Annotated in this window: 15 protein-coding genes; 9 read left to right on the forward strand and 6 right to left on the reverse strand. The window is 43.0% G+C overall.

The window, feature by feature from the left end:
• Positions 1-72 precede the first annotated feature (72 nt).
• Complete coding sequence (locus ASV53_RS13060) at positions 73-414, forward strand: hypothetical protein (protein ID WP_062692424.1); 342 nt, start codon at positions 73-75, stop codon at positions 412-414.
• Between the two features lie 189 nt (positions 415-603).
• Positions 604-1,083 (forward strand): hypothetical protein, encoded by a 480-nt coding sequence (locus tag ASV53_RS13065; RefSeq protein ID WP_094957386.1) that lies wholly within the window; start codon positions 604-606, stop codon positions 1,081-1,083.
• A gap of 119 nt (positions 1,084-1,202) precedes the next feature.
• Here the strand turns inward: ASV53_RS13065 and ASV53_RS13070 are convergent, their stop codons facing one another.
• Entirely contained in the window at positions 1,203-2,249 is a 1,047-nt protein-coding gene (locus ASV53_RS13070; protein ID WP_094957387.1) for an AraC family transcriptional regulator, read from the reverse strand.
• A gap of 150 nt (positions 2,250-2,399) precedes the next feature.
• On the opposite strand from ASV53_RS13070, the gene ASV53_RS13075 reads away from it, so the two are divergent.
• Both ASV53_RS13075 and ASV53_RS13080 read left to right on the forward strand, forming a co-directional pair.
• Positions 2,400-2,774, forward strand: coding sequence for an MFS transporter (locus ASV53_RS13075; RefSeq protein ID WP_239928791.1), 375 nt, complete (start codon positions 2,400-2,402; stop codon positions 2,772-2,774).
• The gene (locus tag ASV53_RS13080) at positions 2,767-3,990 is read left to right on the forward strand and encodes an HlyD family secretion protein (RefSeq protein WP_094957388.1); all 1,224 of its coding nucleotides are present in this window, start codon (positions 2,767-2,769) and stop codon (positions 3,988-3,990) included. Before ASV53_RS13075 ends, ASV53_RS13080 begins: the two co-directional genes overlap by 8 nt.
• Positions 3,991-4,234: 244 nt before the next feature.
• On the opposite strand, the gene ASV53_RS13085 is transcribed toward ASV53_RS13080, so the two are convergent.
• Positions 4,235-5,452, reverse strand: a complete 1,218-nt coding sequence (locus ASV53_RS13085; protein WP_094957389.1) for an acyltransferase family protein — start codon at positions 5,450-5,452, stop codon at positions 4,235-4,237.
• A gap of 253 nt (positions 5,453-5,705) precedes the next feature.
• On the reverse strand, positions 5,706-6,878 hold the full coding sequence (locus tag ASV53_RS13090; protein WP_062692435.1) for a cation:proton antiporter domain-containing protein: 1,173 nt from the start codon (positions 6,876-6,878) through the stop codon (positions 5,706-5,708).
• Positions 6,879-7,210: 332 nt separating this feature from the next.
• On the opposite strand from ASV53_RS13090, the gene ASV53_RS13095 reads away from it, so the two are divergent.
• Complete coding sequence (locus ASV53_RS13095; protein ID WP_094957390.1) at positions 7,211-7,576, forward strand: hypothetical protein; 366 nt, start codon at positions 7,211-7,213, stop codon at positions 7,574-7,576.
• A gap of 67 nt (positions 7,577-7,643) precedes the next feature.
• The gene (locus tag ASV53_RS13100; RefSeq protein ID WP_094957391.1) at positions 7,644-8,039 is read left to right on the forward strand and encodes an OsmC family protein; all 396 of its coding nucleotides are present in this window, start codon (positions 7,644-7,646) and stop codon (positions 8,037-8,039) included.
• A 195-nt stretch (positions 8,040-8,234) separates the two neighbouring features.
• Here the strand turns inward: ASV53_RS13100 and ASV53_RS13105 are convergent, their stop codons facing one another.
• Positions 8,235-9,140 carry a chemotaxis protein gene (locus ASV53_RS13105; RefSeq protein ID WP_094957392.1) on the reverse strand — a complete coding sequence of 302 codons (906 nt, stop codon included), beginning with the start codon at positions 9,138-9,140 and terminating at the stop codon, positions 8,235-8,237.
• 557 nt (positions 9,141-9,697) lie between these two features.
• Between ASV53_RS13105 and ASV53_RS13110 the strand changes: the two genes are divergently transcribed.
• Positions 9,698-11,695 carry a methyl-accepting chemotaxis protein gene (locus tag ASV53_RS13110; protein ID WP_094957393.1) on the forward strand — a complete coding sequence of 666 codons (1,998 nt, stop codon included), beginning with the start codon at positions 9,698-9,700 and terminating at the stop codon, positions 11,693-11,695.
• A 117-nt stretch (positions 11,696-11,812) separates the two neighbouring features.
• Here the strand turns inward: ASV53_RS13110 and ASV53_RS13115 are convergent, their stop codons facing one another.
• Positions 11,813-13,873, reverse strand: coding sequence for a TonB-dependent receptor (locus tag ASV53_RS13115; RefSeq protein ID WP_094957394.1), 2,061 nt, complete (start codon positions 13,871-13,873; stop codon positions 11,813-11,815).
• A gap of 590 nt (positions 13,874-14,463) precedes the next feature.
• Here ASV53_RS13115 and pulA point away from each other — a divergent pair.
• Positions 14,464-17,370 carry a pullulanase-type alpha-1,6-glucosidase gene (pulA, locus tag ASV53_RS13120; RefSeq protein WP_094957395.1) on the forward strand — a complete coding sequence of 969 codons (2,907 nt, stop codon included), beginning with the start codon at positions 14,464-14,466 and terminating at the stop codon, positions 17,368-17,370.
• 125 nt (positions 17,371-17,495) lie between these two features.
• Here pulA and ASV53_RS13125 read toward each other — a convergent pair whose 3' ends face one another.
• Positions 17,496-19,061: an arylsulfatase gene (locus ASV53_RS13125; RefSeq protein ID WP_094957396.1), complete on the reverse strand. Its 1,566-nt coding sequence runs from the start codon at positions 19,059-19,061 to the stop codon at positions 17,496-17,498.
• Positions 19,062-19,487: 426 nt separating this feature from the next.
• Here ASV53_RS13125 and ASV53_RS13130 point away from each other — a divergent pair, with 426 nt between their 5' ends.
• A complete protein-coding gene (locus ASV53_RS13130; RefSeq protein ID WP_094957397.1) occupies positions 19,488-21,035 on the forward strand; it encodes an arylsulfatase in 1,548 nt (515 codons plus the stop codon).
• The last annotated feature ends 65 nt before the right edge of the window (positions 21,036-21,100 follow it).

Below are 21,100 nucleotides of genomic sequence, written 5' to 3' on the forward strand. Positions count from 1 at the left end.
CTTAATAATCATAAATTACAGTGATTATTCACCCGTTTAGGTGATGGCATACAGTTGGATTTAGGCTAAACCTTGTTAAGTAAAAGAAAAATAAAGAAAATATTCCCGTTAGATTTTTACGGTGAAGACAGTGGTTGGCGCTTTATCATTCGTGCTCAAACACCCGATGAGGTGTTAGAGGCAATGTATTGGCGCGCATATATTTCGTGCCATCGGAAGAATGTGGATTTATTGCATCTCGCGACAGATAAATTTAATTACCGCTATAACTATTCAACCGGTGAAACCTCCGACTTACACTTTGGCGGTGGGAATGCTCCGATCCGTGTCAATATGATGGGGCCGATTGTACCTATATCGACCATATTAGAAAAAGTCGCTAGTGGTGAGTTAGTCAAAACGGCATCCGTATAAAAATAACGACAAAAAAATAAATAAGAATGGCACTGCATAGTGCCTTTTTTATGCTCTGTGTTTGAGCGAATATTCATATAAATCGACAATGATTTTTGAGTGAGTTGCAGCACACAAGCATTATCTAATTGAGTTATTTACATAAAGTAGGCTAAGGTAAAGAAAAAGCCCTTATTAAAAGGATTGCCTATGTCGATGAAAATATGGGGCACTGCGTTGCTATTGGTCGGAAGTATTACTTCTGTTTCAGCCGCGAGTTTGCCAACGTTAGACGGTAAATGGCAATGCCAATCACCTGAAGCCAACACTGAAAATGAGAAAAGCTGGGTTATTTACGATTTTTCTGAGAAGGGAATGGTGAAATCGCAAGAATGGATCCAGTACAAAAAGCAACGTAAAACGCAGTTGGAATATAACTTATTCGTTGACTACCGATTCACGAAAAAGGGTGATGATTACGTGCTTAAACCTGTTAAGTTGAGCCGAGAAATTATTGCTGATCCGCTGAATATTGATCCTTTCAATGCCGAGCAGCGTCGTGATTTAACCGGGTATCGCATTTTCTTTAAGCCGACAATTGTCAGCCGGAATAAAGCGAATTTTGAGATGTGGTATCACATAACGCCCGATAACCATTTCACGATGACCTGCGAGCAACAGGCAAGCTAACGCAGTTTGCCAACTGACCTTCTTCTTAACTAAAAACGGTAGCTGAACCTTGTGAGCAATGGATGCATTTATTAGTGATGCACTCATTGGAAAGGGTCACTACCGTTTTTTGTTCTCACCTATAAATTCAATGAGATGGTTTCACGACTGCGTTCTAGCAAGCGTTGTTGATACTGCTTAGGTGTTAATCCACGCTGTCGTTGAAATGCCTTAGTGAAGCTCTGTGGATGGCTATAACCCAGCAGCTGGCTTATTTCGTCTATCGGCTTGTCTGCTTGCATGTACTGAATGGCAAGGTTACAAATTACGTACTGGGTTATATTGCTAAACGTCCAACCAAAATGGTGGAGGCGGCGCTGTAGTTGTTGCTTGGAGAAGCCCAGCTTTTCCGCCACGAACTCTATGTTAGGTACACCATAACGGCGTGAGTAATTCACTAACTCGAACATGACCTTAGCGCTATCGTTGGGTTGCGGTATGTTGAGCATATCATCCAGTTGTAAGTTAGAAACCACCATAGGGCGACTGATCGAAAAAGCACGTTCACTGCCATGGCGAAGAATAGAGAGATCAATCCACACCTTGGTCATTGGCGCATTCCATTCAATCGCACAGCCAAACCACTTTTCTGCTTGTTGGCGATCTGCCAGATTGTTTCCAGTAAGCGCACTGCTGATCTGCACTTTAAGTGGGCTATAGTCATTCCCCATATAATGGCGTAGCGCTTTGATCATCATTGTTGCCACCCGCAAACTGTCTAAGCAGCGAGCTTGTTGACGAGCGTGCGGGGAATCATAACTCCACTTCATGATCTTGCCCGATTGTTCTCCGTGATAAGTCGCCCCTGAATGAAGACACGATACGCCGTAGTTGATACGTCTGACGGCGAGTGCTAAATCAGGACTGGATAAATACCATTCTCCTAAACTTCCCATCTGACTAAAGCAGAGATCTGGCGCAATCTTTAGCATATAGGCGGGATCACCACTGAGTGCCGCAATTTTTTCTAGCCATGTCATGAAGTCATTGAACGGAACTAAGGCCATCGGTTCGTTCATTAAGCTATCTGGAACACCTATCTGCTGAGTCGTAATGCCGTAATGTTTTCTTACCGCATTCAAGACAATTTGTAAGTAAGTGATACGAATAAAGCTCAAATCAAACATGTTAATTTGTCCTGCCAGCTGCTTTGGGTGGAATGATTGTATCGTAATTACGCACTATTTAATTCGATCTACCCTAAATTAAGGCAAGGCTCACATTTTAGATGACACTCCCTGCAACAAAAAAATAAACCGATAAATCGGAGAATGTTAATGAGCCTTTTTAGTATGCCTTTTGTAGATAGTGGGGTGGATACCGCACTACATGTTATAGCTAGCGTGGTCATGGTTGGCACGATTGCTGCCGCGGCCTTTGGATTTTGGCGACTTCATGAATTACCGATTCAGAAAGCGCACAGTAAAGATCATCATCAACTTGGACTCATCACCGCCCTTACTTGGATTGGCTTTGTTTGGCATTGGGTATGGGTAATTGCCGTTGTAATTGCTTTTGTTGATGGTGAACAAGCACTTCGTCGTATTCGTGATATTTGGAAAGGGGACGCGCCATCACAGCAGCCTGCTGCATCAATGGAAAAGGTAGAAGCTGTGATCTCGACACCAAAGCAGGAGACTGAGCATGCTTGAGGGGTTAGCGGTTTGGGCACTGTTTATTTACCTTCTAAGAATGGTGGGTATGCCTTGGAATAAATTCACTAAGAGTTTTGCGTACTTAGGGGGTTCTGGCTGGTTGTTGTTTGTATGGGTTGGTTTGATAACTTTTGCGCCAATGGATTTATCTGGTGGTTCACTAGTGCAGTCTCCCCATGTGCAGCTACGTCCATCAACGACTCAAATTAAAGGTAAGGTCACAGCAATACATGTTCGTCCAAACCAACAAGTGGAACAAGGACAACTGATTTATGAAATTGATGACGAACCTTTTACGATTGCACTCAATGTGGCACAAGCTAAGTTAGATTCGGCGCATGTGGCGTTGGATATGGCTGAAGAAGATATCAACATTAATAAAGCGAATTTTGCAGCCGCAGAAAAAGACATTGAAATCGCACAGAATAAGCTAGTGGCTGCCCAGCAAGATCTGAAATGGAAGCAAAAAACGCTTAATCGTTACCAAGAACAGAATCGCGTAGTGAAGCACACCATTACGGAAAGCATGATGGATGAGCAGAACACCGCAGTTGAGGTGGCAAAAGCACAGAAAATAACGGTAGAAAGCCAGCTAGAAAAGGCCAAGTTAGCGGTTAATAAAGCACGCTTAGCCATTGAAAAATCGAAGTTAACAGTGAATAGCCGTGAAGTAGATGTGACATCGCAGCAAGAGAACGTTGCTCAAGCGCGATGGAACCTTGAACAGACCAAGGTGTATGCGCCAACCGATGGTTATTTAACGAACTTTATTATGCGTGAAGGGCAGTATGTTGGCTTAATGCCGCGCATTCAGATGTATACCAACGAGAAGTATGTGCTGATGCGGGTGAACCATCAGGCTATTCGTAACGTAAAAGTGGGACAGCGCGCAGAGTTTGCATCCGCGGTTTACCCTGGGAAAATCTTTAACGCGGAAGTCGAAGGGATCATTGAGGCGACAGGTGAATCACAAGGCAGCCTTCTAGCTCGAGACGATAATGTTCGTCAGGTAACTGGGGTAAACGTTGCGAATAAGCATCACTTTGTACGCTTGAAGCTGGATGAGCCACAAGGTTACGACATGCCGGTAGGCTCTGTTGGTTTAGCCTGGATAAGCGCAGAGAAACCGATTCCTTTCATGGGTTTCTTGGATGTTATTCGCGGCATCATTATCCGAATGAAAGCGCAGATCTACTTTGTGTGGGCAATGTAATGACAAGGTAATGAGCATGGGCTGCTTGATAAATAAAATAAGATGATAAACAGGCCGCCATATCAATTTAACTAAGTAGCTGTTCGTTCTTGTTGGTTAAGAACGCTGAAACGAAGAGTAAACCAATGGCGATGCTTGGTCGCCACTTTTTCTACAGAAACCACTTTGCTGTAGTTCGGCTGTAACCCTTTTTAAGGCTGGGGTTACAGCTTTTTTTTGCCTACTTTTTGGGTGCTATCCAACTTTATTTTGTTGTTAGATTATTGCTATTTGTTTTTGATGTTTTTTTAATGCGAGTGGCTAGTTTAGTTATTTGCAATGAACGTAATTGGCGTAGGGCTGGCTTTTCCAGTAAGTGGTAACTGGCGGTTGAAATAGCAAGTAACACGACAGTATACAGGGCTAAGGCCAACGCGAACGCACCAAAGCTGCTTTGTTGATACCACCATAAGGTGAATTCAGGGGCGAGTTGGTTAATTACTTCGACACCAATTAGGAGCAAGACTGAATGCCAAAGGTAGACAGAATAAGAAATATCGCCGAGATACTGGGTTAACTTGTTATCGAATAAACGCATAAAGAGTGATGTGTTTTGGGTGTGGTTTGCTCCACAGAAAACCAATAGTGCGAAGAGTAGGTAAACACTCAAAATTTGTCCTGTTCCGAGTTTATGGTGCAAGAGCAACACCAAACTAATAACCAGAGCGAACAGAATCCCGTCATTGCTGATAAAGCGTTTTATGTTATGTGGTAAGCGGATGAGGCACATCCACGCCCCAAGTGAAAAACCACATAATCCACGTAAAAAAGCGGGGATGCCAGACGTTAAATCGATGGTACCTGTGGTTGAAATAAGGCCATAGAGTAGAAAGAAGACTAAAATAGGTAGCCAGCTACTGCGCTTAGCGTTAAAAGACAGCAGGGCTAAAATAATCGGAAACATCATATAGCAGAGCCACTCGACACTTAATGACCAGCCAGGGAAGTTCCAGCTAAGAGCTTGGCTTGTGAGAGATTGTAATAAGAAGAGGTTAGCAAATAGGGTATCACTGGTGTTGAAGGGGCCTTGAAAAGCAGGAATGCCAGCCAGTCCCCAGCTATTAAGTAACTCCCCACCGTAAAATCCAATGCCGTAGACGTGTTTAATGCTTTCCCAACCAAGCAAAAACAATAGGGTCGTGAGAAAAAGTGGATAGATACGGCTAAATCTTAGCCACATAAAATGCCGCCATTTCGCCATCGTACAGCCTTGTTGGAAGCTGTTACGGTAGACATGCATCATGACAAACCCGCTGAGAATGAAGAATATATCAACCCAGAGATAGCCATTTTCAAGCAGCTGGCTGGTGTTGGCGATATCTTCTTTCCATTGAGGAAAAAGCACTAAGCGGGCATGGAATAAGGCAACAAAAAACGCGGCGAAACCGCGAATTGAAGTAAGCAGAGGTAAGTGACCTTGCATGTAGATCGTCCTTAATCAGATACGTAAGTTGAGCCAATAGAGATAGGGCTATTTAGCCAAACCATAGCACTGTTATTACGCTGCTAATGTGTCTTATCTATGCAAAGTAACGTTGGTTTTGGTATTTGCGAATGAGGTATAAATTTAGATTAATTTTGCCTAAAAGAAAGGTTAAGAATACTTAATGAACTTGTATTACTGCGGTGTTCGAGCTGAGGGTGATAATAATAACGAGAGTTGAGTCTGGCGAAGGTTAATCTTGGCGAAGTTTATTCGCGAGCGATATGGGGGTTGGGTAATGCTTTACAACCCAATAGGTCGAAATAACGAAAGTGCTAAGCGTCGTGCTTTGAATAAACATCATTCCACTTGAACTGAGTAAGCCGTTATTGATAGCGGAATAGGCGAGTAAGAGTGAGAACTCACTGGCTTGACTGAGTCGCGCGCTGAGCTCGTTTCGCATGGTCGATTTTTCATTGGCAAAACCTAGAGCCTGTTTGAAGCCCCATCGTTTTAATACTATCAATATAGCCCCAAACCCAATGCCGTAAAGGGTGTAAACATGCCCTGTTAAAAGCTGCATTTTTGCGCCAATAGCAAAGAAAAACAGAATTAAGAAAAACTCTCGTAATGGTTTTAAGTGTTGGGCGATGGCCTGAGACACTTTACTAACTGCGATGGATAACCCAGCGATAAAGGCACCACTTTCATAAGAAAGATCCACTTGATGGCCGATTTCAGCCCATAATAAGCACCAAGCAAGTGTGGTGATGAAACTGTACTCTTGGATGACATCAAACTTTCGAAAGAGCGGCAGTATTACATATTTTACGCCAGCAAAAGCCAGCACGCACAGTGCCACCGCTTTAGTGATAAGTAGTACAAAAGCCGCAATCAATGTCTGATCACTGTTCATATTCAGCAGTAAAATCACTGTAATAGCCAGTATGTCTTGCACTAACAAGATACTGGTCATCACTTCCCCCATCCGCTGGTGGTGAAGTGTGGTGGTGGGGATCAGCTTTAACCCTATAACGGTACTCGAAAACATTAAAGCCGCCGCGGCGACTAGTGCATCCATGAGTGCAAGCTGAATGGTCAGTGCGAATACAAAGGTGCAGCCAAAAAAGAAGCCGCTGGTGCCTAAGGTGACTAGGGCACTTTCCTTAAACAAGGTAAGCAATTTACGTGGTTGCAGGTTTAAACCTAGCAAGAACAGCAATAAAATTACGCCAAGATGCCCGATTTGACTGATGTTTTCTGCATTTTTCACCCATCCGAAGCCATCAGGTCCAATAACAATACCGGCAGCAATATAAGCCAAAATAATGGGCTGACGTGCATATAAAAATAAGGTACCTAGTACGGCAGAGCTGATTACAATGGTGCAAAGCTCAAAGATGATGAGTGCAATATCAGACGGCATGATGGGTTAAGTAACACATTTTTCATGAGCACTATGGGTGCAGGCTGAGTAGTGCGAGGCCGCCGTGTCGGTGAGTATTACAGCTTGAAGTGATGTCGTCATGGTCATATTTCCCCATGTATTGGGCTCTTTAAAGGATAAGACGCTTTCATCATTTCTTCTTGTTTAATCGTTTCTAAAGTTTCTTTTGCCGTGCACGCAGCGTGAATTCAACACAAAAAAACAGCCATTGTTCACAGGATAAGTCCAATTTACGATGCGTATTCAGGTATGCATTGAGGGTTATTGTTACGCTGATAATATATTTATTGGGGCTAACTATTAGGAAAAGGATGTTCCAGATTTTAAGCATTATCATTTTGTTCGTAATCAGTGTTTCCTTGGTTGCAAACTATATGGCTTGCAAGGTGTTTTTTGAGTATTGGCAAACTGATGAACGTGCACATTGGCAAATGTGGGGAAAGCCTGAATTTATTGAATTTTATCAAAATCAGCTTGGAGAATTCAGACCAATAGCGGTTGGCTCTGAGTGCGATAGGTTAGAAAATTTAGTCCTTTCCAATAAAGTGAAAAACTTGAAATTAACGTGGCTGATTGTGGTCGCTATGATTTTCTCTGGCTGTGCATTAGTGGGATTTGAAGCTGATTTGCGTCCAGCACAGTCGGCAATAATTCCATTAGAGAACATTAATCTGTGATATCAGTGCACAGCTCGCTTTCTTATGGGTTTTAATATAAATGGCATTGCCGAGTAAATAGGTAATTATGACTATCAATGTAAAGTGGGCAGGTGACTGCCAATTTAAAATAACCACAAGCAGTGGCTTTAACTTCGATATAGATGCGACGAGTACCGTCGCACCTTGCCCAACAGAAATGTTATTGTCAGCCTTGGGTGCATGTAGTGCAACAGATGTGGTGTTACTCCTAAAGGAGAAAGGATTTAGCGTAAAAACGCTCGATAACAATCTGACATATACACTCACCGAGAGTGAGCCTCGATTATATGAATCGGCCAACCTCCATTTTGTAGTAACTGGCGATGGCATATCGAAAGATGATGTACTTATTGCAGCGCAGGAAGCGGTTTTGAAGCATTGTCATGTCTGTTTAATGTTGCAACCTTCAATCACCATTAGTTGCTCAGCAGAAGTGTTGTAAATTTATTCGCGTTCTCGATGTACATGGTTGCGACGTTATAAAGCGCCTACCGCATCTGCTTGATGTAACCAAATTGAATAAGAACGTAGGTGGATTAGCTGCCAACAAAAAAGCCCGAATTTACAGTGTAATTCGGGCTTTTGTTATTTATGCTGACCAATCTAGCTTCGTTTGTTTACGTGCTACTGGTTAGTATTAAGTTGTCGCTGTGGCTTCACGGCGTTTTTTAGCGCCACGCAGCATCGCATGTATTAGCTCGTTGGCTTCAAACTTGGTTAATGCTTCATGTGCGCCGACTTGGAGTGCGCGCTCAACACAAATCTCACTTGATAATGAGGTGTGTAAAATCATGTAGGTATGGGCTAAATTCGGGGTGTTTTGCACTTCAAATGCTAATTCGTAACCGTCTAACCCCGGCATCTCTATATCACTGACTAGAATATCAACTGGATGGTTTGCTTGCGCTGATTTTTGCATGATACCGAGTGCATCATTACCGTTGGTTGCTACAAAATACGGAATGTTGATACTGTCGAGCGCATTACAAAGTTGACGGCGGGCAACGCCGGAATCATCCACGAGCAGTATACGCATGGGTTTGAGTTTTTCGCGATCAATATCCGTAAGGGTCGGGTACAAGGTACTTGGATCATTCGGGTTAAGGTGCGATAAAATTAATTCGACATCCAGTAATTGTACAAGATGGTCTTCAACCTTAGTGATCCCTGTGACATAGGTATTGTTGCCTAATGTTTCAGGCGGTGGCGCAATCGCTTGCCAATCACATGCAGTGATCTTATCAATACCACGTACTAAGAAACCCACCGTCGTTCGGCTGCAGTCCGTAATGATAATGCTGCAATCCGAGAATTCTTCACGGCTGATTGGACGGTAGCCAATAGCTGAAGGCATGTCGATCAGCGGCATAGTCGTACCACGAATACACACTGCGCCTAATACATGTTGCTGAGAGTAGGGCATAGAGGTGAAAGAGGTAAAAGGAACAATCTCTTGTACTTTCAGTGTACCCATCGCGAACATCTGTGCTTGCGATAAACGAAAGAGAAGTAATCCCTGTGATTGACTAGCCTTGCTTTTCATTCCTGTGCCTCGAATGCTGAAACGTTCCCAATACCCAATGATAATCTACTTTGCAACGTGTTGTAAGTAGAGGAAAAGTACTAAGTGATTAATCTATTGATATTTTATTACAGCGACCTTCTACTTGTTTTCTAAATATTACAGCTGTTAGTGATAAGGCTTTATTTAGCATTGTCTGATTATTCTCCCCCACCTAATTAAATGTTCAGTAGAAAAAGCGCGAATAGGAAATGAAGACACAGGCCTTTAAAAGGAACCGAGTTAGATGATGATAGCTGTCACATATTTTAAGCGGCTCATAAAGTGACTGGAAATATTAAGCATTAAATCTAAATAAATAACACTTTATGGGTAGCTTTGTTCGGTCAAAAAAATGGCAGCGGTCAACTTACTGACACTTAACATAGTAATATCTCGTTTTTGACAAATGCTTTTCATTTATTTGAAAAACATTGACATGGATCACATGCCAATTGTGAATATTTATCTGACAATATGTGCTTATATGTCTTTTTTGCTTGCTTATGTGAGCTCGTGTGAATATTTAAGGGTGATTCATGTTGAAAAAGTTGGCCTCTATCCGACTAAGCCAAGCCTTCGTGTTAATTTCGGGGATCCCTCTTTTTATTGTGTTGGTGCTATTGGCTAATCAATATTTACTGGCGCAGACGAAAAGTCATAACGCAGCTGTAACGCGTGAAGCGATAACGCTAATCACTTTGTACGATGATGTGGCGCATAACTATGCTGTTGAGCGAGGTCTAACCGCAGGCGTGTTAGCAAGCAAGGGTAAAGGTGCTCAAGTTGCACAATTACAAAAGCAAAGGTTAAAGGCCGATGCAGCAGAGCAGGCACTACGAAACTTTCAATCACAATATATGGTGCCGAGTAACGTAACGGCTATCGGTCGTGATGTGTTATTAGAGCTCAGTCGTAAATCATCAATTCGTAGTCAAGTTGATCAGCTGAATGTTAAAGATTCCCCTTTTGCGTATTATTCAAACCTTAATCAGCTAGCCATTGATAATGTTCGTTTGGTGATTTCACAGTTAGATGATGCTGCAATTAAACGTAGCAGTATCGGTTTACTGTCTTTATTAATCATTAAAGAAGAGGCGGGTAAGTCTCGCGGCGCATTGAATGGTGTGTTTGCTGCTGGTAAAACTGACGCGATGCGTTATGGTCAAATCAGCAATTATTTGATGCAGGGCGATTATGCCTTACGTCAGGCGGAGCTGTTGTTTGAAGGTGACAATTTAACGGCTTTATCAGAGGCTAAACATGCTGCTGTATGGCAACAGGTTGATCAAATTCAATCTCAATTTTTAAGCCAACGCGATAACCTTAATGCGATTAAAGGCCCACAGGCAACGACATGGTTTACGTTAGCGACAGAGCGTATCGGAATGGTGAAAGCCATTCGCGATCAGGTTAGTGCTCAGTTAATGGAAATCTCAGCGACAAATCTAGAGCAAGCACAAAACGCGAAGTTGATGATTATTGCAGGGCTACTTTTGATCGTGCTGCCGATTATTGTGATGACCAGTATTTACGTGCGCATTATGAAGCGTCGTGTCAAAGAGGTAACCAATAAGCTTGGTCAGATGACAAGCAAGAATGATTTGACCATTCGCTTAGGTGATGAACATCATGATGAGATTGGTGCGATTTGTCATAGTGTTGATACGCTTATTCATGATATGGCGAAGATTATTGAAGGGGTGAATACCCTTGCTAATACTACGCAAGCCAGCTTACAAATGGTGACCCATTCAGCTGAACAAGCAAGTAGCGCCAGTGAGCGAACGCAGCGCCGTTGTGAAAATATCGCAACTGCGATGACAGAAATGGCACAGACAAGCTCACAAGTGGCTAGTACCACGGTTGAAGCACAACAAAGTGCGGATGATGCGCGTCGTCATGCAGAAGCCAGTAACCAGCAAAGTGATTCTTCGTTCAACTCAGTGAATGAGTTAATTGAAGATATCGACAAAACGTATGGTCGTCTGGAATCACTAGAACAGCAGACGCAAAACGTTTCTGTGATCCTTGATACGATCAATGCGATTTCCGAGCAGACGAACTTGTTAGCACTGAACGCCGCAATTGAAGCTGCCCGCGCGGGTGAACAAGGTCGAGGTTTTGCCGTTGTTGCTGATGAAGTACGCACGCTTGCTGGGCGTAGTAAGCAATCGACAGAAGATATTCGCCATTTGCTTGATGAAATTTGTACCAATGCGACTGCATCGTTTGAGAATATGCAGCACAGTAAAGAGTTTAGTTTTAAAACACGTGATGTCGTGAGTGATACCAAACAATCAATCGATAAATTGCATGCTTTAGTGGATGAGATTAGTCATCACAATGCCAATATAGCGCAAGCAACAGAGCAACAGTCTGATACGGCTAAAACGGTTGATGCCGATATTGATGAGCTATTAGAGCTCGCAAATGCGTCAGGTGCACTAGTTGGTGAGATCAATAAAGAAATGCGTGACGTTGAAAGTCAAATGGCTGAGTTACTGGCGAAAACGCAAATGTTTAAGATGGCCTAAACGTTATATTAAATTACGCTATGCGTTTAATTAAAATAAAAACGGCCCATTAGTTGGGCCGTTTTTTGTTAGCTATGTGCGAAACAAATGATTAGTGAGTGACGCTCTATTCTGTTATTAGAATTCGTAAGCCACAGATGCTTTCAGGTTTCGACCTGCTTCGTAGCTGGTGTATTTATCTGAACCCCATGAAATACCAAAGCCAGTATGCTCTGCGTATTTTTTGTTGAATAGGTTATCAACCGCTAGGTTCAGTGTTAGGTCTTTCGCGAACGATGGGTTGTATGCAGCCCATAGGTTGTGAGTAGAGAAGCCTTTACGCTCAATTTCTTCTTCTGAGTATTTACCTTTGCGGTCGATGCTTTTGTCTGTGTAGCTGTTGCTTGGTACGTAACGCGCATCCCAGCCGAATACGATATCTTCATCTAGGTGGTATTTAACACCTGCTTTGAAGTTGTGGATCCCTGTTTTATTCATTTGGCTTTCAACGCCTGTTTTCAGGTTAGTTTCTTGGCCTTTTGAGTAAGAGTGGTTTGCGTACAGATCAAAGTCACTCAAGCTGTAAGTAAATACCGTTTCGACACCCCAAACGTGGACATCATTTTGATTGGATAATGTGCTGTTATTTTTAGTTGGGTGGATTTGGTTATCAACATTATAACGGTAGGCTGTGAAACCAATAATAGAGCGATCGCTAGCCAACAAGTTAGTGAGGTTATAATCAAAACCGGCCTCGTAGTTGTGGCCTGTCATTGCTTTGGTTTCAGACTGTTTTACTTTTTCGGCTGGCTTCATCGTTAGTGCTTCTGGTAATGAAGCACCTTTGAAGATGCGACCGTAACCAACACGAAGTTTTAGCTCATCAGTTGCTTGGTATTCACCTTTAAACTTCGGAGACAGTTGACTGAAGTTACCGTCAAATACACCGCCTAGTTGGTGAATGTCGTAACGTAAACCTGTGGTTAAACGGAATTGGCTGAATTCAAACATGTCTTGCACATACAAGCCATGTGCCGTGACTGTACCGCCATCCATTGCGTACTTTTGGGTTTGACCTTTACGCGTACCAGATACGATTTTACCGTCTTCAGCATCAATCCACTGTTTGGCATGGTAGGCTTCATAGCCATAAGTGATCTGGTGATCGCCAATCCAAGATATGTTTCGAATATCACCACCTACAGTGGTTACGTTATATTCACGCTTTGGAATGTCGACTTTGCCGTCTTTAATCCAATCGCCATTTGCATCCTTATCCCACAATACGTCGGTCAATTGATCACGATCCATGTACTGGCGGTTGTAATACAGTTGGGTTTTTAGATTAAGTAAATCACTGCCTGCATCATAGTGGTGCTGGAAGGTGACTGTATCGCGACTGATAGCGTTATATTTGTGTTCATCATCAGCGTATAACGCGCCATTTTTTTCACCAGAGAGTTGACGCTTACCACCATCACTATAGTGATTCACACTTAATTTGAATTCATTGTTATCATTCGGCATATAAACCAGTTTAGCTAAACCTGATTTCAATTCACCTTGCTTTGAGCTGACTTTGTCGTGATCTGGAATATAAAGGTCGCCATCTTCAGACCAGTGACCAATACCCATGAATTGCCATTGGTCGTTAAGCTTGGTGTAAACAGAAACATTCACCCCTTTACGTTCGTAAGCACTTTGGTAGTTTGTTTTTACACGTGCACCAAAACGCTCACCTTCTTTAAGTAAGTCATCTGGGTCTTTCGTTTCATAACTAAACGAGCCGTTAATCACACCTGCACCGCTTAATGCTGAGTTTGCACCAAGTTCAATTTCGGCGACCTTAAGAAGTGCTGGATCAATAGTTTGATCGCCTGAGTGGTGGAACAATTGGCCTTCTTGGCGTGCACCATCAATGGTAACAACGGCATATTTGTCTTCCATACCACGGATAAATACTTTGCGAGAATAGCGGGCATTGCCATCGACTGTCACGCTTGGCATGGTATTTAAAATATCTTTAATATCAGACGCTTGCTTTTGTTCGAGCGTTTCAGAATCGATGGAGGTTTGGATATGAGTGTCAAGGGCTGAGCCAGTAACAACGATGGTCTCTTCTTTTTGTGTATCTGCAGCAATCGCTGCGGTTGAGGCTAATGTGGCTGCAATGGCCACTGAAAGTAATTTTAGTTTCATAGTTATATTTGTAATGGCTGTCCGTAAGTGAGAGCGCATTCTTACATGCAATGAATTGATAATCGTTATCATTTACTTTATTTACATTCAGACACATTTGGCGTCAAAAAGGATTATAAACGTACTTCAAAAAGACAACTTATTGAAATAGAATACGTATTTCAATAATATTGCATTTTAAATGCCACTTAATGATTCGGACATGACATTGTTAGTTTCAAGGAGAAGAGATGAGTTTTAAATCGGTTTATTTTTACTTTCTGGGTTTTGCATTAGTACTTTCTATGGCTGTGCCATTTGCTATTTTTGCGTAGTAGTTAAAACTAAATGAAATACTGAGAGAAAAGGTCGTGATACGGCCTTTTTTGTATTAAAAAGAGCAGAGCTTACTATTTGATATTTATAATAAATATGAACTTCACAACATTTTGTACGGTGAGATGATTCTTACTGTACCCCTACAAAGAGTGAGTGCCTGCCCATAAAAAGTAATAAAACGCTGCTGTTTTAAAGAAGATTGCACATATCACAGTTTGCATGACACGAAATTTCATACCTTTAGCCAAAATCTAATAACAAGGGAATGAAACGTGAAATTTACTTTATCTAAAGCCGCGCGAGTGTTAATTCCACTATTCTATGTTACAACCCTAACAGGCTGTAATAGCAGCGATAATGGCAATAAAAATGCTTATTTTGATACCACCAATCCACCACAAATTAATATTGTTATTCCTGAAACGTCAGGTCCCATCGCGAAGTTAAAAACAGTAGGGATTGCCAATGCTGAAGCGCACCTAGTGGATGCACATACTTTAGTGTGGGACGGTGCGGCAGGGGCAAAAGATGTGCGCTTGTATCTATCGCTCGCATCAGATGTGGAACCTAAAGGTGATAATTACAAGTTTACTAACCAATATATTGAATTATCTGCAGGTACACTTTCAGTTGAAGCGTCAAGAAAATACCCGCAGCTTGCGAACAAAACGGCTTACAGCATAGATCCTAAAATCAATATGCGTCCGATTGTGAAAGCTGAATTAGTGGCTATTGCAGTTGATGACAAAGGCGATGTGCTTGCTGCAACTAAAGTACAGTCGGCGGGCAGTTTAGATAATCTGTTTGCAGATAAAGCAAAAGATATCGAACTTGGCGCAATTACAGACGGTATTAACACCAGTTTCCGATTATGGGCACCATCGGCACAAAACGTGGTTGCTGTACTGTTTAATCAAGACAAAAAAGAACTGGGCCGATTACAAATGGCTTATCAGGCTGAGTCTGGTGTATGGTCGGTGAATACCAATCAAGCACCGAGCGGTACTTACTATCGTTACCTAGTGAATGTTGTCCATCCAGTTTCAAGTAAGGTGGAAAGCTATCAGGTGACTGACCCGTATGCATTGAGTTTATCTCGCAACTCTGAATACAGCCAAGTCGTTAATTTGAATGATCCCGCATTAAAACCTGCTGGTTGGGACAGCTTAAAAGCGCCTATTGCTCAAGACAATCCTGCGAAGTTCGTGATTTATGAGTCACATGTCCGCGATTTTTCTGCTCTAGATGAATCCGTACCTGCCGAAGACCGCGGTAAATTTACCGCATTTACCGATGATGATAGTGCACCTGTACAACATCTAAAATCGCTCAGCGAAAGTGGTGTGACTCACTTACATTTATTGCCTATTTTTGATATTGCGACCATCGAAGAAGATCCGTCAAAAGTTGCGAATATCGATGAGTCTTTCAGTAAGTTATGTAACGTCAATAAAGCGATTACTACGTCGCGCTTTAGCAACTATTGCATGTCTGGTTTGACGATTGCTGAAGTACTTGAAATTGAGCGCGATAACGATACACCCGCCAATCCAGTTGTTCAGGAGTTGAACCGTTATGTTTCATCTACTGATGGATTCAACTGGGGATATGACCCATTCCATTATACAGTGCCTGAAGGTTCGTACTCGACTAACCCAGAGGGAACACAGCGTATTCTTGAAACCCGTGAAATGATCCAATCGATTAAAGAAAACATTGGAATGAACGTGGTGATGGATGTGGTGTATAACCATACGAATGCCGCTGGACCAACGGCTGACACATCGGTATTGGATAAGATTGTACCTTGGTACTACAACCGTTTAGACCCAGTAACAGGGCAGGTGAAAAATTCCACCTGCTGTTCTAATACGGCTCCTGAAAATGCCATGATGGCCAAGTTAATTAAAGATTCGCTGGTGGTTTGGGCGCGTGATTACAAGATTGATTCATTCCGCTTTGACTTAATGGGTCATCACCCGTTAGCACAAATCGAAGAGTCGCTTGAAGCGGTAAAACGTGTTGACCCAAATACCTACTTCTATGGTGAAGGCTGGAACTTTGGTGAAGTAGAAAACGACAAGTTGTTTGTGCAAGCGACGCAAAAACACTTAGGTGGAACCGGTATTGGTAGCTTCTCGGATCGCCTACGTGATGCCGTTCGTGGTGGTGGCCCATTTGATAGTGGTGATGCGCTGCGAACTAATAAAGGGTTTGGTAATGGTGTGAACGACCAAACTGATGCTGATGTTGTTAAATCACGCCTTCATCTAGCGGATTTGACGCGTTTAGGTATGGCTGGGAATATCAAAACATTCACGTTTATTGATGCTACCGGCAAGGCAATCACGGGTAAGCAGCTGGATTATAACGGTCAAGCTGCGGGCTATGCCGATGATCCTACAGAGGTGCAGAATTACGTGTCGAAACACGATAACCAAACGTTGTGGGATAACACCCAGTATAAAGCGCCAGATGCAACATCGATTGATACACGTGTACGTATGCAAGCCGTGTCGTTAGCAACCGCAATGTTAGGTCAAGGCGTGCCATTTACTCATATGGGTTCGGATTTATTGCGTTCTAAATCAATGCAGCGAGATTCTTACGATTCTGGTGATTGGTATAACCATGTTGATTTTACTTACCAAGGTAATAATTGGAACAAGGGCTTACCGCGTAAAGATAAAGACAGTGATAACTACGATGCAATCAATGACGTTATTACTCGCAGCGGTTTGGATGCACAGCCTGCACCTGAAAACATTCAAGATATGGCGGTGTACTACAAAGAAATGGCAGCACTACGTAAAGCTTACCCATTACTGACTTTAGGTAAAGGCAGTGAAGTGAACAAACGTATCGATTTTCACAATACAGGACCAAAACAACAGCCTGGTTTAATTGTGATGAGCATCGATAACGGTATTGGTGCGGGTGTCGATATTGATCCTAAGAAAGACGCTTTAGTCGTGGCGATTAATGCGTCAAGTACTTCTAAAACCTTTATCCTCAAAGGTGTTAAAGGGCTACAAGTGAGTGCACTACACCATTCTGATTTAGCCAAAGGTGCCAAAGCAGACGGTGAAGTGTTAACGATCCCTGCGTGGACGCCAGTGGTATTTGTCATGCCTCGCGCAGCGCAACGCGGAACGGGTATCCCTGTTATTGGTAAATAAGTTCTAGCAATATTTACGATAACATTTAAGAAGAAAGCGCCTATTAGCAATGAGAGCGCCTATTAGCATTGATAGGCGCTTTTTATTTAACTATTCGTTATCTCTACGAATGAGCTTAGAGGCTATTACTTCATCGTCGCTACTTTCTTTTGTAGCTCATCAAGTTGATTCATTTTGGCTTTAAGGCCTAGCGATTGGTAGTTAATGCTAGCTGGGTTCATGATCGCACCTTGCTGCATTGGGTAATCTGGTAATGTTTGGAAGAACTCACCTAGCACGTCTTGAATTGGTACGAATAACCACATGTTATCTGCCATCCAACGTAGGTACATGCCTGATTCGTGTGGTGCTTTTTCAAATGGGTCGGCACGTAGGTGGATGATCTTCGGCCAGTTTGGTGAGAAACGTACGGCGTCAGTGATGTTACCTTCAAGCGTTGCGAAGTGCAGTTTCCAGTCATTCCAGCGCACGGCATTTAATTCGCCATTCGCTGTAAAGTAGAGTAGTGAATCACGAGGGCCTTTTTCTTCTTTACCTTGGAAGTAAGGTTTAAAGTTGTAGCCATCAATGTGTACTTTCCACTCTTTACCATTGGCTTTATAGCCTTTCGCAAGTTTTTCTTTCACATCGTCAACGCCAGCGGCTGCAAGCAAGGTTGGTAGCCAATCTTGGTGCGCCATCATCTCGTTGATTTTAGTGCCCGGTTCAATGACGCCAGGCCAGCGAACAAGCTGAGGAACACGCATACCGCCTTCCCATGTTGTGCCTTTTTCACCGTGGAATGGTGTCGCACCGCCGTCAGGCCAAGATACGGTTTCAGCACCGTTATCGGTTGAGTAAATAACTATGGTGTTATCGGCTACGCCAAGATCATCAAGTTTGTCTAATAAGATGCCGACTTGGTCATCGTGCTCTAACATGCCATCGGCATAGATACTGATACCTGATTTGCCTTGGTACTTCTCTTGAAGGCGTGTCCAAACGTGCATCCGTGTGGTGTTGTGCCAAATGAAGAAAGGTTTGTCGGCTTTCACCGCTTTTTCCATAAATGCCAGTGACGTTTCCAAGAACTCTTCATCGGCATGCTCCATACGCTTACGCGTCATAGGGCCTGTGTCTTCAATTTTTCCGTCGGCGAAAGACTTGATAACGCCACGTGGGCCATAGTTCTTACGGAATTCAGGATCTTTCGGGTAGTAGTAGGTTTCAGGCTCTTCTTCTGCGTTTAAGTGGTAAAGGTTACCAAAAAACTCATCAAAACCATGATTAGTGGGTAAGTGTTTATCTTGGTCACCAAGGTGGTTTTTACCAAACTGTGCCGTCATATACCCTTGGTCTTTTAAAAGGTCGGCAATAGTTGGGGCCCAGTCAGGAATGCCCTGATCTGAACCTGGCATACCTATGGTTAACAAACCAGTACGAAACGGTTCTTGGCCGGTTATGAACGCGGCACGACCTGCGGTACAAGATTGCTGACCATAGTGATCAGTGAATAATGCACCTTCATTCGCGATACGGTCGATGTTGGGGGTTTCGTAACCCATCATGCCTTGGTTGTAAGCACTGATGTTCCAGTAGCCGACATCATCGCCGAAGATAGCAAGGATGTTTGGCTGATCTGCCGCAACTGCTGCGCCAGACGTTGCCAGCACACCAATACTGACGGCCAGTTTGCTCATTTGGGTAGCCATAAAAACTCCAAATAGGTTAAGAGTTGGAAATGAAACACAGGCAAGTGCCTATGCTGTCGTTGGCTAATAAGTTAATGATGTGGTTGAAATTTGTCGCTTTATAGTGGTTATAAACAATGGTTATAGTGACTTGTTAACTCGCTGTATTCATTAGTTTTACCATTGAATTCTATCAAGAGTGCTTTCGAGTAAAGCGAGATTTAGATCACGCATGCCTATTTCAAATACCTTCTAAAAATAAAGAATCCATTCCTTGTTAATACCTTACTGCGGTTTATTTGCTTGTGAGAGTGATCTGGTTTTTAGTGAAGCGGGTAGAAGCATAGATCTGCGTCTTCTGCGCATGAAGTGATTCGCAATAGTCTATTTTGTGAACTATATCTTTTTGTGCAGGAAGCTCATTTCTAATTGGAGATAGAGGTTTATATGACAGCGAAATATGGCGTTAAGCGCCGATTAGCGATTCTTGCCGCCGCTTGGATTGGCGCGACAAGTAGCAGTATCGCAGCAGAAAAACCGAACATATTGGTTATTTGGGGGGACGATATTGGGCAAACCAATATTAGTGCTTATACCTTTGGCTTAGTCGGATACAAAACACCGAATATCGACAGTATTGCTAAAGACGGCATGATGTTTACGGATTATTACGGTGAGCAATCTTGTACCGCAGGGCGTTCTACTTTCATTACGGGGCAATCGGTATTGCGAACCGGTTTAAGTAAGGTTGGATTACCTGGGGCGGATTTAGGGTTACAGGCGGAAGACGCCACCATCGCGGAAATGCTGAAACCCCTAGGCTACATGACAGGGCAGTTTGGTAAAAACCACTTAGGCGACAAAGACGAACATCTTCCAACGAACCACGGCTTCGACGAATTTTTTGGCAACCTTTATCATTTGAACGCCGAGGAAGAACCTGAGAATGTTGATTACCCGAAAGACCCTGAATTTCGTAAAAAATTCGGCCCTCGTGGGGTAATTAAATCTTATGCAGATGGCAAAATCGAAGATACGGGTCCATTAACACGTAAGCGAATGGAAACGGTCGATGATGAAACCCTTGATGCCGCATTAGACTTCATGGATCGCGCAGTTAAAGCTGAAAAACCTTTCTTTGTTTGGTGGAATGCGACTCGCATGCATTTCCGTACGCATGTGAAAGCTGAAAACTCAGGGAAAACAGGGATCAGTTTTTATGCAGACGGTATGGTTGAGCATGATAATCATGTGGGCGTACTACTGAAAAAAGTTGATGAATTGGGCATCAAAGATAGCACCATCGTATTTTACTCGACGGATAACGGCCCACATATGAATTCATGGCCAGATGCAGGCCTGACGCCCTTCCGTGGTGAGAAAAATACCAACTGGGAAGGGGCATATCGCGTACCTGCTATGGTACGTTGGCCGGGTAAGATCGAACCAGGATCTGTCTCTAATGAAATCATGCATCATATGGACTGGATGCCAACGCTGGTGGCTGCGGCAGGTGATGACCAAATCAAAGATAAGCTGGTTAAAGGTTTCAGTGCTGGTGATAAGAAATTCAAAGTTCACTTAGATGGCTATAACTTCCTGCCTTACCTAACGGGTAAAGAAGAAAAAGGGCCGCGTGAAGAGATTTTCTACTTCACCGATGATGGCGATTTGAGTTCACTGCGTTACCACAATTGGAAGATCGTATTCCTAGAGCAGCGCGCCAAAGGGACCTTGCGTATTTGGGCTGAACCCTTCACCCCATTGCGTGTACCTAAGATCTTCAACTTGCGTATGGACCCATACGAAATCGCTGATGTGACTTCTAATACTTACTATGATTGGATGTTAGATCGCGCGTACATGCTAGTGCCAGCGCAAGCATATGTTGGTAAATTTTTGGAAACCTTCCAAGAGTTCCCTCCAAGACAAGAAGCGGCCAGTTTCTCGCTTGATCAAGTGATGGAGAAACTGAAAGAAAATCCGAATAAGTAATTTTTATCGCAATAGCAAGGGCTCTTCGGAGCCCTTTCTTTATGGTAAATATGCTAATGGCTTGT

The sequence above is a fragment of the Photobacterium sanguinicancri genome (assembly GCF_002265265.1).
Classification (GTDB): Bacteria; Pseudomonadota; Gammaproteobacteria; order Enterobacterales; family Vibrionaceae; genus Photobacterium; species Photobacterium sanguinicancri.

What these genes read in the sequence shown, in the direction of transcription:
- ASV53_RS13095 (WP_094957390.1), top strand. Translation starts at nt 7,211, where the DNA reads ATGTTCCAGATTTTAAGCATTATCATTTTGTTCGTAATCAGTGTTTCC.
- ASV53_RS13075 (WP_239928791.1), top strand. Translation starts at nt 2,400, where the DNA reads ATGAGCCTTTTTAGTATGCCTTTTGTAGATAGTGGGGTGGATACCGCA.
- ASV53_RS13080 (WP_094957388.1), top strand. Translation starts at nt 2,767, where the DNA reads ATGCTTGAGGGGTTAGCGGTTTGGGCACTGTTTATTTACCTTCTAAGA.
- ASV53_RS13070 (WP_094957387.1), bottom strand. Translation starts at nt 2,249, where the DNA reads ATGTTTGATTTGAGCTTTATTCGTATCACTTACTTACAAATTGTCTTG.
- ASV53_RS13125 (WP_094957396.1), bottom strand. Translation starts at nt 19,061, where the DNA reads ATGGCTACCCAAATGAGCAAACTGGCCGTCAGTATTGGTGTGCTGGCA.
- ASV53_RS13085 (WP_094957389.1), bottom strand. Translation starts at nt 5,452, where the DNA reads ATGCAAGGTCACTTACCTCTGCTTACTTCAATTCGCGGTTTCGCCGCG.
- ASV53_RS13065 (WP_094957386.1), top strand. Translation starts at nt 604, where the DNA reads ATGTCGATGAAAATATGGGGCACTGCGTTGCTATTGGTCGGAAGTATT.
- ASV53_RS13130 (WP_094957397.1), top strand. Translation starts at nt 19,488, where the DNA reads ATGACAGCGAAATATGGCGTTAAGCGCCGATTAGCGATTCTTGCCGCC.
- ASV53_RS13115 (WP_094957394.1), bottom strand. Translation starts at nt 13,873, where the DNA reads ATGAAACTAAAATTACTTTCAGTGGCCATTGCAGCCACATTAGCCTCA.
- ASV53_RS13110 (WP_094957393.1), top strand. Translation starts at nt 9,698, where the DNA reads ATGTTGAAAAAGTTGGCCTCTATCCGACTAAGCCAAGCCTTCGTGTTA.
- ASV53_RS13100 (WP_094957391.1), top strand. Translation starts at nt 7,644, where the DNA reads ATGACTATCAATGTAAAGTGGGCAGGTGACTGCCAATTTAAAATAACC.
- ASV53_RS13105 (WP_094957392.1), bottom strand. Translation starts at nt 9,140, where the DNA reads ATGAAAAGCAAGGCTAGTCAATCACAGGGATTACTTCTCTTTCGTTTA.
- ASV53_RS13090 (WP_062692435.1), bottom strand. Translation starts at nt 6,878, where the DNA reads ATGCCGTCTGATATTGCACTCATCATCTTTGAGCTTTGCACCATTGTA.